This window comes from Arthrobacter sp. SE2, assembly GCF_058244265.1.
The window spans coordinates 102787-114613 of sequence record NZ_JBZAYA010000001.1 but is presented as its reverse complement, the minus strand read 5'-3'; the positions used below and the strand labels follow the sequence as shown (position 1 = coordinate 114613).

Annotated in this window: 14 protein-coding genes; 8 read left to right on the top strand and 6 right to left on the bottom strand. The window is 62.6% G+C overall.

Annotated elements, in window-relative coordinates; translation table 11 throughout:
* Positions 1 to 51 precede the first annotated feature (51 nt).
* On the bottom strand, positions 52 to 786 hold the full coding sequence (locus tag AC4CS3_RS00560; RefSeq protein WP_490782092.1) for an IclR family transcriptional regulator: 735 nt from the start codon (positions 784 to 786) through the stop codon (positions 52 to 54).
* Between the two features lie 148 nt (positions 787 to 934).
* Here AC4CS3_RS00560 and AC4CS3_RS00555 point away from each other — a divergent pair, with 148 nt between their 5' ends.
* From AC4CS3_RS00555 to AC4CS3_RS00525, 7 genes are all read left to right on the top strand, one after another.
* Positions 935 to 1471 (top strand): flavin reductase family protein, encoded by a 537-nt coding sequence (locus AC4CS3_RS00555; RefSeq protein WP_284984658.1) that lies wholly within the window; start codon positions 935 to 937, stop codon positions 1469 to 1471.
* 64 nt (positions 1472 to 1535) lie between these two features.
* Positions 1536 to 2990, top strand: a complete 1455-nt coding sequence (gene hpaB, locus AC4CS3_RS00550) for a 4-hydroxyphenylacetate 3-monooxygenase, oxygenase component (protein WP_490781765.1) — start codon at positions 1536 to 1538, stop codon at positions 2988 to 2990.
* Positions 2991 to 3383: 393 nt separating this feature from the next.
* Complete coding sequence (locus tag AC4CS3_RS00545; protein ID WP_490781764.1) at positions 3384 to 3848, top strand: hypothetical protein; 465 nt, start codon at positions 3384 to 3386, stop codon at positions 3846 to 3848.
* Positions 3845 to 4408: a MauE/DoxX family redox-associated membrane protein gene (locus AC4CS3_RS00540; RefSeq protein ID WP_490781763.1), complete on the top strand. Its 564-nt coding sequence runs from the start codon at positions 3845 to 3847 to the stop codon at positions 4406 to 4408. Before AC4CS3_RS00545 ends, AC4CS3_RS00540 begins: the two co-directional genes overlap by 4 nt.
* A complete protein-coding gene (locus AC4CS3_RS00535; RefSeq protein WP_490781762.1) occupies positions 4405 to 4995 on the top strand; it encodes a TlpA family protein disulfide reductase in 591 nt (196 codons plus the stop codon). Before AC4CS3_RS00540 ends, AC4CS3_RS00535 begins: the two co-directional genes overlap by 4 nt.
* Positions 4996 to 5351: 356 nt before the next feature.
* Positions 5352 to 6110 (top strand): hypothetical protein, encoded by a 759-nt coding sequence (locus AC4CS3_RS00530; RefSeq protein ID WP_490781761.1) that lies wholly within the window; start codon positions 5352 to 5354, stop codon positions 6108 to 6110.
* 679 nt (positions 6111 to 6789) lie between these two features.
* Positions 6790 to 7266, top strand: a complete 477-nt coding sequence (locus AC4CS3_RS00525) for an RNA polymerase sigma factor (RefSeq protein WP_490781760.1) — start codon at positions 6790 to 6792, stop codon at positions 7264 to 7266.
* 89 nt (positions 7267 to 7355) lie between these two features.
* Here AC4CS3_RS00525 and AC4CS3_RS00520 read toward each other — a convergent pair whose 3' ends face one another.
* Complete coding sequence (locus tag AC4CS3_RS00520) at positions 7356 to 8009, bottom strand: phosphoribosyltransferase (RefSeq protein ID WP_490781759.1); 654 nt, start codon at positions 8007 to 8009, stop codon at positions 7356 to 7358.
* Positions 8010 to 8091: 82 nt separating this feature from the next.
* Here AC4CS3_RS00520 and AC4CS3_RS00515 point away from each other — a divergent pair, with 82 nt between their 5' ends.
* Positions 8092 to 8505 (top strand): MarR family transcriptional regulator, encoded by a 414-nt coding sequence (locus tag AC4CS3_RS00515; protein WP_490781758.1) that lies wholly within the window; start codon positions 8092 to 8094, stop codon positions 8503 to 8505.
* A gap of 21 nt (positions 8506 to 8526) precedes the next feature.
* Here AC4CS3_RS00515 and AC4CS3_RS00510 read toward each other — a convergent pair whose 3' ends face one another.
* The 4 genes from AC4CS3_RS00510 to AC4CS3_RS00495 are packed head-to-tail and all read right to left on the bottom strand — an operon-like array spanning position 8527 to position 11748.
* Entirely contained in the window at positions 8527 to 9357 is an 831-nt protein-coding gene (locus AC4CS3_RS00510; RefSeq protein ID WP_490781757.1) for an alpha/beta fold hydrolase, read from the bottom strand.
* Between the two features lie 4 nt (positions 9358 to 9361).
* Positions 9362 to 9691: a biotin/lipoyl-containing protein gene (locus AC4CS3_RS00505; protein WP_234747729.1), complete on the bottom strand. Its 330-nt coding sequence runs from the start codon at positions 9689 to 9691 to the stop codon at positions 9362 to 9364.
* On the bottom strand, positions 9684 to 10718 hold the full coding sequence (locus tag AC4CS3_RS00500) for an alpha-ketoacid dehydrogenase subunit beta (protein WP_490781756.1): 1035 nt from the start codon (positions 10716 to 10718) through the stop codon (positions 9684 to 9686). Before AC4CS3_RS00500 ends, AC4CS3_RS00505 begins: the two co-directional genes overlap by 8 nt.
* Positions 10711 to 11748, bottom strand: a complete 1038-nt coding sequence (locus tag AC4CS3_RS00495) for a thiamine pyrophosphate-dependent dehydrogenase E1 component subunit alpha (protein WP_490781755.1) — start codon at positions 11746 to 11748, stop codon at positions 10711 to 10713. The genes AC4CS3_RS00500 and AC4CS3_RS00495 overlap by 8 nt, the downstream gene beginning before the upstream one ends.
* Positions 11749 to 11827 lie beyond the last annotated feature (79 nt).

Sequence of the window (11827 nt, the reverse complement as noted above, 5' to 3'; positions counted from 1 at the left end):
CGTTGGAAGAAACTGGATGAACGCACGCACCAGAGGGTGAAACGCGGGTCCCTACGCCAGCTGGGACTCTATGCGGGCCGCGGTCGCTGCCAGTGCTTCGCCGACGGCGGCCTGGTCCTGTTCGCGGCGGATGTAGACGACGGCGATCGCCGCGGGCCGGCCGCCCGGCACATGGACGGGGGCGGCCAAGGAAGACAAACCGGCGATGACTTCGTCGTGGCTTGCCGCATAGCCGAGCCGGCGCGCTTCTGCCGCTTCCGGTCGATACGGCAGGCCCGGAGCGCGGGCGGACCATTCTTCTTCGCTCATGGTGGACTGGATCGCGATTCCAGGTGCCCCGGTGTTCACGGGGTGGCGCGTGCCGGGATGTTGAGCCAGGGTCGCGGCCGAGTGGCGAGGCTCGACCGTGACCAGTGTGACGCAATCCTGATGGTCCCAGACCGCTACGAAGGCCGTCATGTTCAGGGTGTTGGCAAGCTGGGTCAGCTCCGGCAGGGCGGCCGTCTGGAGGTCGCGGGACACGCCCCGAGCCAGCACCGCAAGGCCCGGACCTGGCTGGACGCGCCCGGCGTCGTCGCGCACCAGCAGGGAGTGATCCTCCAGCGTGCGGAGGATCCGGTAGGCCACTGAACGATGGACGCCCAAGGCGCCGGCGAGTTCTGCGATGGTCAGGGGGCGCTCGGCAGCCGCGAGGATTTCCAAGGCTTGGATTCCGCGGGAGAGGGTCTGCGACGGCGAGACCGTCGCCGTCGTTTCCTGCAGACTCTTCGCGGCGCTGGGAGACATCATGCGCTCCATCCTATGTTGGGGCCTGACGCGGCCGGCCCGCCGTCTTGTGCTGTAGCACGCAAAAGACTATGGTTCTGTATGAGAATTTGTTGTTCAAATATAGAACAAATTCACATACAGAACAATCTCCAACCAGGAATCAACGATGATTGCCAAGTCCAGCCAGAACGCGGAGCCGGGACCCCTGGGCCGCACTTCTCGGCCGCGGGCACATCACTTCCGCGGCAGCCTGGGCCGCTTTGCCACGGGCGTTGCCATCGTGACGTTCGACGGCGCCACCAAGCGGCATGGCATCACCGTCAATTCCTTCACCTCTGTGTCCATGGAACCGCCCCTGGTCCTGGTCAGCATCGCCCGCAACACCAAAGCGCACGACGAGCTCGCCGGGCGCCCCTTCAGCGTCAATATCCTGGGCGCCGAACAGAAGCAGCTCGCCCTGCATTTCGCGGGCCGGCCCGGGCCCGAGCCCCGGTGGGTCGAAGGCGAGACCGCGCCGCGGCTATCCAACGTCCTCGCCTATTTCGAATGCACTCCATGGGCGGCCTACGACGGCGGCGACCACACCCTCTACCTGGGTGAAGTGGTGGACTTCAACTACCGCAGCGGCGATGCGCTTGCCTTCGCCAACAGCTCCTTCACCACCATCCCGGAAAGCCAATTGGGAATGGAGGATCTTCTGTAGTTGCCGGCGCCCGTCGACGCCGCATCCATATGCCGTTTCAGCTCAACCATCATTGGAGACAACCATGGGAATCCGGACCGGACAGCAGTACCTGGACAAGCTCAACTCGATGAACCCCCACGTCCTGATCGACGGCGAAATGGTCACCGAGAAGATCGCCGACCACCCGTCCTTCAGGAACGTGGCCCGCACGTACGCGAAGCTCTTCGACATGCAACATGACCCGAAGTATGCCGACGCGCTCACCTACGAATCCCCGACGACGGGTGACCGGGTGAGTGCCTCCTTCCTGGTGCCGCGCAGCAAAGAAGACCTCGAACACAGGCATGCGGCCATCCGCACCTGGGCTGAGTACTCCCTTGGTTTCCTGGGCCGCACGGGTGACTACATGAACGGCGCCCTCACGGCGCTCGCGGCCGCAGAAGAATGGTTTGCCCAGGCCGATCCGATGTTCGGCGAAAACATCCGCAAATACTACGAGCATTGCCGCGAGAACGATCTCCTGGCCACGCACACGCTGATCCCGCCACAGGTCAACCGTTCGGTGTCAGGTTCCGAACAGCTCGGCGGGCAGCTCTCGGCGAGGGTCGTGGAAGAACGCGAAGACGGAATCGTGGTCCACGGCGCTCGTATGCTCGCCACGATCGCGCCGATCGCCGACGAGCTCCTCGTGTTCCCTTCGACGCTCCTGCGCTCGACGCCGGAAGATGCTCCGTACTCCTACGCGTTCGCCCTCCCGAACGATGCGCCGGGCATGCGCTACCTGTGCCGGACCTCGCTCTACAATGGCGGAGGCACCCACGACGAGCCGCTCGCCAGCCGCTTCGAGGAGATGGACGCCGTCGTCGTTTTCGACCATGTGTTCGTTCCCAACGAGCGCATCTTCATGCTCGGCCATCCTGAACTGTGCAATGCCTTTTACTCCGAGACCGGCGCCGGGGCCCTCATGACCCACCAGGTGGTCACGCGGACCATCGCGAAGAGCGAGTTCTTCCTTGGCCTTGCTTCGGAAATTGCGGCATCGATCGGGGTTGACGGTTTCCAGCATATCCAGGAGGACCTGGCGGAGCTGATCGAAACCGTTGAAATCGGCAAGGCCCTCATGGTGGCGGCTGAAGCCCAGGCGGCTCCAAGCCCGGATGGCGTGTTCTTGCCGCATTGGCCCACCCTGAATGCGGCACGCAACTGGTACCCCAAGGTTGCCCAGCGTTTCCCCGCCATCATCCGGAAGTTCTCGGCCTCCGGCCTTATGGCCCTGCCGGGCGAAGCGGACTTGGCGAGTGAGGCATTGCCGGACATCGAGCTGTACCTGCAGGCGAAGACGCTGACCGGACCGGAGCGCGTGCGCCTCTTCAAGCTCGCTTTCGATGCCAGCATTTCCGCGTTCGCCGGGCGCCAGGCCCTGTATGAGTACTTCTTCTTCGGTGACCCTGTGCGCATGGCAACCGCCCTCGTGAACAGCTACGACCGCGAGCCGGCCCGCGCCCGCGTGCGGGAGTTCCTCGAGCGGCAGGACTGAACCCAGGTCCCCGTGTGTGCGACGACGGCGGCGATCTTCGCCGTCGTCGTTTTCGTGCCGTCCGGGTCCGGTCGGCGGGATCCCGGCTACGGGCTGCTGTCCCTGTTGACCTCGGTTCGCGGCGCTCGGGATCGGGAGGCGCAGGGTGTTCGCACTGTCGCCCCGGCCTCTATTTTGCACCGGGCCAAGGCAGGCCACCAAGTGCGGCACCAAGTCGGCATGCCCACACCCCGTCCCTTCTCCATGAGTCGACTGGCAAAGATAGCGGGTGGCGCTTTTACGACAAGGAGTCAGGAATCTGCTGTCCGGCGCAACTACTAGGTCATAAAGCCCGGCAATTATGTTGTCCCGCCACCCTTTGGGCGGCGGGACAAGCAAGGGAAGGATGTGACAATGATCTCCGTCAGTTCTTTAAAGCTGAGAACTATCCCCGACGGTTACGTATATTTCGGCGTCGCGGAGGGCGACTCGACTATCGAGTTCCATGATGACCCTGATCAGCTAATCGTGAGGTACAAGACTGGGTCTGGATTCGCCCAGGCTAAGATGCTCTCAATTTGCTACTCACCGGCCGGCGCCACGTTGACGTGCGTGGAGACGAAGCCGCCCATCAAGATTAAGTTGGGAAAACTTAGCGCCCTCTACTTCGACGGTCACTGGGTGCCGGGTCCCGGTTCCGGCCAGTGGGACACAATCGTGGGTCCTGTCCACTGGGACACTGATTCTCAGCATTCCCTTGCCGTTAGCCTGCCTAGTGGAGCTTCCTTGGCGATTCGATCAAGCCCTCAGTACCTTCCTGGGTTGGCTTCCCTGCTTGGAGTCGCGCGATCCGTTCCGGTCGTCGAGGCAGTTGTATGACCGTTCTACGAATCGCAGTGACGATGGTCTATCTGCTTGCGGTCGCGGGCAAACTCACCGCCCCTCGGGGCTTCAGCAACTATCTGCGGGGGTTAGGGGTAGGAGGCACATGGATTGGCGCTCTGTTCGCTACCGTCGTCGTCGCCGAACTTAGTACTGCTGGTCTCCTGCTGCTACCTGAACTGGATCCCGTGGGCCCGGTCAGCGCGACCGCGCTGGGCCTAGGATTCGTAATCCTCCAACTGGTTGGGCTGAGACGGCGCTCAGGAGCGTGCTCCTGCTTCGGACATATAGATGATCATCAAATGCCTGGAGTTGGGGTGGTTCGGGCAGTACTCCTTCTAGCGGCTTCAGCAGTTCTCTTGGGCGACATCGAGAGCAGCTACACGGACTGGCATCAGCTGCTAGTCGGCATTTTGGCGGCAATCTCGTTTATTCAGGCGTTCGGATTGGTGAACGGATTGCTTCGCTTGGTCGACTATCGGCAGAGGTTGCGCAAAGAACTCAACTGGGATCCAAGGAGCGGCCAGGCAGCGCCGGAAAGGACAGATCCGGCATGACACCGCTCATCATCAGTCATCTTGCCACGTGGGTGCTGCTGATCCTGCTCACGCTCGCTGTACTGGCGCTATATCGGCATTTCGGGCAGCTTTATATGAATACCAGCGAAAACAAGTCTGCTCACGGCCCGGCCCTCGGCAGTTCGGTCCTGTCTCTTGGCAAAAAAGGCCTTGACGGGCGGGACGTCTACCTTCCCGACGGACGTCCTACCGTAATGGTGTTTGCTGATACCGACTGTGAGTACTGTGCCCAGATTCGAGACGAGCTGATCCGATTCGAGGCGGGTTCTGTTCGATTTGTCCTCCTGTGTACGGGGCGGAAGAGCGACGTCGTGGCCTGGGCGCGGCCCCTCGCCGGACACGCAGATGTCATTTGGGACCACAACTCAGCGCTGACGGCAAGGTACGAGGTCAACGGAACGCCTTTTGCTGTAGCGGTGGATTCGAAAGCAAGAGTAGTGGGGAAATCAATCATCAACGGTAGGGCTGGTCTCGACTGGGCTGTCCGAATCGCCGAGGATCCGGACTCAAGCTTGGAAGTCTCTGGTATCAAGCATTCGCATTCCGAACAGGAGGAACAGCCATGAGCAAAGCGATTATGAAATTCACCCGCTCCATCAACCGACGTAAGGCCATCGGCGGTGGCTTGGCCGCGGTGTTCGGGGCGGTCGCTGGCGTAAGCCTGGGCCAGAAGGCGGCCGTCGCCGCGATTCCTTGTTACGGACTCCCTGACTGTCGCGCCACTAACCGCGCGTTTTGTTCAGGTAGCAATTGCGCGAGCGGAACCTACCACGGCTGCAGTCCTCTCAACCTTGGCTGCTCTTCCGCGGGCAACTACTGCTGGACGTCCCAGGGTGGGAAATGCTGCGACTGCAGGTGCTCGTGGTATGGGGGCGGTAGCGGAACCGTCAATTGCATTTGTTATGGATGAGAAAGGATTATCATGACCGAGATCACCACTCGCCAGCGCCCTGTCGATATGCGACCGAGAGTTATTGCGCTCGGCCTTGCGTTAGTAACCTTAATCGTGGCCGCCGTTGTCACAACTGGTTCGTTAACTATTCTCGCCAGCGGTTCAAACGCAGCAGCGGTTGTCGGGATAGCGACCGTGGCATTTCTGGTTGGCCTTCAGGGCGCTCGAACGGACTGTGGATGGAATGCCGCAATCCGGTTGGCCGGGAAGCCTGGACAATCCGAGGTCACGATCTTGGCCCATTCCATCGGACTTGTGCTTGGAGCGCTTTCGACCGCTACGGTCATGATGACGTTGGCATTTTGGATACAGGTCCCCGCTGCGGTTGTGGGATTGCTGCTATTGGTGTTGGCTCCGTTCCGGATTGCCCGCCCAACGACGGTCGCGCCAGGTGGATGGAAAGTCCGACGGGAATGGGAACGCTGGGGAACTACACGCTACATGGCGGTCTTTGGATGGTTCCTAGGCCTGGGATTCGTGACAACGATGGCCTCTCCTCTGCTTGTCGCGTGTGCCTTATGGACCCTCTCACAAGGGCATTGGCCGGTAGCGATACTCACCTTTCTCGCCTTCGCGGCAGGTCGATTGGTGACCACAGTCGCGACAACCTTTGATGAATCCTTCGCCTGCGATACATCGGCAGCCGACAAGATCGTGCGCGCAGTCTCACCGTTTGGAGTTGTCGAAGGCATTGCGGGCGCGGCGACCGGCGTGCTGATCTTGGTATAGACCGATCGCCGTTTGCCTATGACGAGGGAGACTAATCGAGTGAAATCGGGCCAAAGGATGATGCTCGCACTGTGCGCGATGTTGGGGCTCTCGGCGTGCGAGCCCCTAAACACATCACCAGCAACGGAATCCTCTGCACCCAAGACGCTCACATTGGCGTCGAACCTTGAGTGTCCCGATGCGTTTAGCGCAGACGCGGATCACGAGCCCGAGTCTCCTGCATCAGACACGCCCCGAGCGCTGGGAGTCTCGGCGAGATCTTGGTCCGGCAGCCCGCCGAGTTATGGGTGGCCGATCAAGGACAATCTGAGCGGTTTTGCCTTCACCATCGCGGGCATCCAATACGGCGGATGGAAAGCGCCTCTGACCCTGGAGCCGGGCATCGGTGAGCGTGTTGTGAGCATTGACGGGCCGGACGACGCTGTTCTAATGGTTGTCTCCAGTAAGGATTGGGGAACCAATCCTGTCTTGCAGGAGGGGAACCTGGGTGTCCACCGGTCCTACTCCATCAAAGGGTGCCAGGGCCGCAGAACACAGTTTCCGGGGATGATTCTTGTCCGTGGACCCGCCTGCGTTGTAATCAGGGTCACCGACCCCGCGGCGGGGACGACATCCACCATATCCGTGCCGATGTACGGCGGCGTATGCAAGTGAGCTCGGGAAGGCGGCTTGGGGCGCTGTGGGGGAACATCCCGAAGACGATTTTGCTGATTACTTTAGGATCCACTATCCGCGACTACTAGCGTTCGTGAAGCGGAGGGTCGATGATCATGAGACGGCTCAGGACATCTGCAGCGAGTCATTCTTGCTGGCCTGGAAGATCCTCGGGTGCGAATGCACGGATTCAGCCTCATGGCTCTATGTGACGGCCCGTAATCTGATTGGCACCGAATATCGGCGCCGTGCCCAGAAGGACAGGCTGATCCTTGCGATAGGCAGGATCTCCCGAAGTTCCCTGGACCCTTGGGAGCCTACGGATCTGGAGATGGCAATGGAAGGGCTTCACTCTGATGACAGGGCGGCCATCGTTCTGACCTATTGGCTCGGTCTGTCCGCGGCAGAGGCGGCGATCCTCTGCGGGTGCAGTGAAGGAGCAATGTGGAAACGTCTGAGCCGGGCACGAGCACAACTAAGGAGCTTGCTTTCGGAACCGTGAACCTACCTGCTTGCTGGCCAGCCAATTGAGTTTTCTTCCCCGGCTGTAGCTACCGTGGTGATAGAAGCACCTTCCATTGAGACCTGGCCCTACCCCGCCTGCTCCAAAAGCCGCACCGCGTCGTCGTCGGTCAGTTGTTCGAAGTGCTCGTAGAACGCGCCAACGGCGTGGAACTTGCCGGGCGTGTGCAGGCACATCATGAAATCGCACACGCGGCTGATGGACGCTTGGGCTTCGAGGGATGACACGGGGACGGCGGCCACCACAGTCGCCGCCCCGCCTGCGCGGACGGCCTCGACGGCGGCGCGCATCGTTGCGCCCGTGGCGAGTCCGTCGTCGACAAGAACCACGGTCTTGCCCGTGAGGTCAAAGCTGATACCCGGGTAGGTCTTCACACGCCGCAGTAGTTCTCCCCGCTCGCGTACCTCCACCGCATCAAGGGAAGCCTGGGTGATTCCGTGCCGCAGCATGCGTTCGCCGAGGGGCCGGTTGAGTATGCGGACGATCCTGCCGTTGGACCAGGCCAGGGCGCCGAACGCTGTTTCTTCACGCCCGGGAATGCCGAGTTTACGTACCAGAATGGCGCCGTATGGCTGGTGGAGCTCGACGGCGGCAGCGGCCGACACGGGGACCCCACCGCGGGCGAGGCCCAGCAAGATGGTGTCCGGCCGTTGCCGGAGCTGCGGAAGTCCTGCGGCCACGCGGCGTCCGGCGTCCGCACGGTCCTTGAAGCGCATGCCCATTCGTCTCACTTCCACGTCATCCAGCGCTGAATCAAGCCTACCTTTGTTGCCGGGACCGCTCTGCGCTGCCACGATGGGCCATGTGAACAAGCCCATCGGTTACTGGACCAAAAGGCTGGATGCGGCATTGGAGGCACATCTGGACAGCACCTTGGCGAGGTTGAAACTCAGCCGCAGGCAGTGGCAGACCCTCAATGTCCTCGCTGAGACACCCCTCAGCCCCGAGGATCTTGACGGAATACTCGGCCCGTTTTGGGGCGGCGACACGCGGCGTCGCGAAAGCGAACTCGCCGCGCTCGTAGGCCGGGGCATGATCATCATGGTGGACGATCGCCTCAGCCTCAGCGAACTGGGCCACGCAAAACACACTGAAGCCCTGCGGCTCGTTGAAGACTCCCGCCGGGACCTCTCGATGGGGATCGGTATCGACGAATACGCCATGGCTGTCAGCGTGCTGGAGCGCATGACGCTCAATGCGGAGCGGCTGGCCGGCTAACCCCGCCGTTCCACCGGCACTCTAGACGCCCAGGAACGCCACCGCAGCGTCCTTGAAAACCCGGCTAGTCACGGCGTTGCTGTGGTTCCGCCCCGGCACGAGCAGCTGTTCAACCATGCCCCCGGCGTGGGAAGCGATCGAAGCGAGCTCCGGCATCGTGACGGCGCGTTCGTCCTTTTCGCCGGCCACCAGGAGCATCGGCATGTGGGGCACGGCTTCGGCGGGATCGAATGGTTCGCCCTTGATGGCCTCGATGAGGGACAAGAGCGCAAAGAGATCGTTGCTCGGCAAGAGTTGTGCCATCTTGAGCAACCCTGCGGTGGACTCGTCTTCAATGGGTGTGCCGTCCGCGAGGTAGCGTTGGGCTGCCGCGAGATCGAAGGACGCCAGGGGGTCTTCCTTGTTCGGACCGCCCAACACCAGCCGGTGCACAAGTTCGGGCTGGGTTGCCCCGAATTCCCAGGCGAGCCGGGAGCCCAAAGAATAGCCGATGACGTCGAGCCCGCTGGTAGGGTCACCGGCGCGCACGGGGCGCGCACCGGCGTCGGCGACTATCTGGAGAAGGTCCGCGCGGATCCGGCTCGGGGAGTAGGAGTCCAGGTCCTCGGGTGAACTGCTCTGGCCATGCCCTGGAAGGTCCACCGTGATGACACGCCGGCCGGCGGCTTTGAGGGTGGAAATCCAGCCGGTGTCGCCCCAATTGAGTTTGGTGGACGAGGAGAAACCGTGCAGCAGCAGGACAGGGCGCAACCCGGCGTCGGTGCCTTCGGCGGGCTCATGGACTTCCACGAACAGATGCGGGTCTGTGCCCTCCACCGTGTGGATGTGCTCTTCCGTGTGCCTGCCGCTCATGGTGTCAGTCCTCATCAAGTACAGCGCTCAGGCGGACCCGGCGCTTCGGTGCGTCATCTTTGGGAACGGTGCCCACGATGCCGGCAGTATTGTCCGGCACCTCGAACACCACCAGCGGCTCGCCTACGTTGATGGTCTCGCCCGGAGCGCCGTGGATACGGATCACTTTACCCGCCTGCGGGCTCGGCAACTCGAGGGCGGATTTACTCGTCTCCAGCTCCACGAGCGGCTGGTTCCGCTCCACCTGGTCGCCCGGAGAGACGAGCCAGTCCAGCACAGTCGCCTCGATGAGGCCTTCGCCAAGATCGGGCAGGGGGAAGCTGATTTCAGCCACGTCGATACTCCAGTACTCGTTGGATCCCCAGGAGGATGCGGTCAATGTTCGGAATGTATTCGTCCTCCAGGTCGCCGGAGGGATACGGCACGTCGAAGCCGGTGACCCGTTCGACGGGCGCCTTGAGCGTGTCGAAGCAGCATTGCGTGATGAGTTGGGCCACTTCGGCCCCAAGCCCGGAGGTCAGCGGAGCTTCATGCACGACGACGGCGCGCCGCGTCCTTCCGACGGAAGTCGCCAGTGCTTCGGCGTCGATCGGCTTGAGCCAGCGCAGATCAAGGACCTCGACGTCGATTCCGTCTTCCGCTGCGAGTTCGGCAACCTGCAGGCACCGGGCCACCATGGCACCCCAGGCAACGAGGGTCAGGTGGCGACCAGGCCGGACAATGCGGGCGCCGGTGAGGGTACCGCCGTCGGCTGTGTCGACGTCGCCCTTTTGCCAGTACCGGGACTTCGGTTCCATGAAGATCACCGGGTCAGGCCGCGAAGCCGCGTACTTGAGCAGATGGTAGGCATCGTGCGGGTCCGACGGTGAGACAACCTTGAGCCCTGGAACGTGCGCGAAGAGTGCCTCGAGGCTTTCGCCATGGTGTTCGGGGGCGCGGATGCCGCCGAAGCTGGGGACCCGGAGCGTGATCGGCATCGGCAAGGTGCCGCGGCTGCGGTAGTTCATCCGGGCGATTTGGCACACGATTTGGTTGATGGCGGGATACGCGAAGCCATCGAACTGTACTTCCGGAATCGGGTGGAAGCCGGCCATGGCCAGCCCTACGGACATGCCCAGGATGCCCGATTCCGCGAGCGGCGTGTCAAAGACCCGGGATTCTCCGTGCTTGGCCTGCAGTCCGTCGGTGATACGGAAGACTCCGCCCAATTGGCCGCAGTCCTCGCCGAAGACCACCGTTTTTGGATCGGTGGAGAGGACCTCGTCCAACGCGCGGTTGAGTGCCTGCTGCATGGAAAGCTTTACGGACTGGGTCTCGGCCGCTGCCTCGGCTTCAAGGATGGCGGTGGTGCTCTCAGACATGTTCGGACTCCTCGCGCCAACGGGCGGCCTGGTTTTCAAGTGCGGGGGTGGTTTCCTGGAAGACGAAATCGAACATTTCGTTGCCGGGCCGGGGGCCGAGGGCTTCGATTCCGGTGCGGATCGCTTCTTCTTCCGCCCGGGCTGCCTGGTTGGCGGCGGTGAAGAATGCCTCGTCGGCTACGCCTTCGGCCAGCAAACGCTTGCGGAGGCGTTCCAGCGGATCCTCGCCGGCATCGATGCGCTCGTCATCGAGGCTCCGGTAGCGGCCGGGATCGTCGGCGGTGGAATGCGGCCCGCGGCGGTAGGTCATGGCCTCGACCACAACCGGACCGTTCCCTGCGCGGCAGTGGGCGAAGGCGTTGCGGGTGGCCTCGTAGACGGCGACCACATCGTTGCCGTCCACCTGGATACCCGGGATTCCGTAACCCGCGGCGCGTGCAGCTACCGAGCCGCCGGCCACCTGCCGTTCGGTGGGCACAGAAATCGCCCAGCCGTTGTTCTGGATGAAGAAGACAACAGGTGCATTCATCACGGCGGCGAAGTTCATGGCTTCGTGGACGTCGCCTTGGGAGGAAGCGCCGTCGCCGAAGTAGCTGAGGGCCACTCCGTGTTCGCCGCTCAGGGTCTGGCCGTGGGCCCAGCCGACCGCATGAAGCACCGAGCCTGCCACCACGGCCTGGATGGGCGCGAGGCGGCTTGCCAGGGGATCGTACATTCCGCCGTGCCACGTTGCCTTGTGGGTGGACATGTACGCCACCATGTCCACGCCCATGGTCCTCGCGACGCCCATTTCGCGGTACGTCGGGAAAGCGAAGTCGCGGGCAGTGTCGAGGGCGTAGGCGCTGCCGACCTGGGCGGCTTCCTGGCCGAGTTCCGGAGCGTAGCCGGGGATGATTCCCTGTCGCTGCCAGGCGACGGCCGAGGTATCGAGGTACCGAACGGCAGCCATCAGGGAATAAAGCTCCCTGAGCTGTCCGGGGGACAGGGGCGCGGCGTCGGCTGCGGCCATGACGGGAAGAAATGAGTCCATGGACGTGACCGTAGTCACTGTTTGGATCGTAGGCAATCCGCCTATTCGGGGCTAGTCAAACTGCCATGGACTGCCAGCT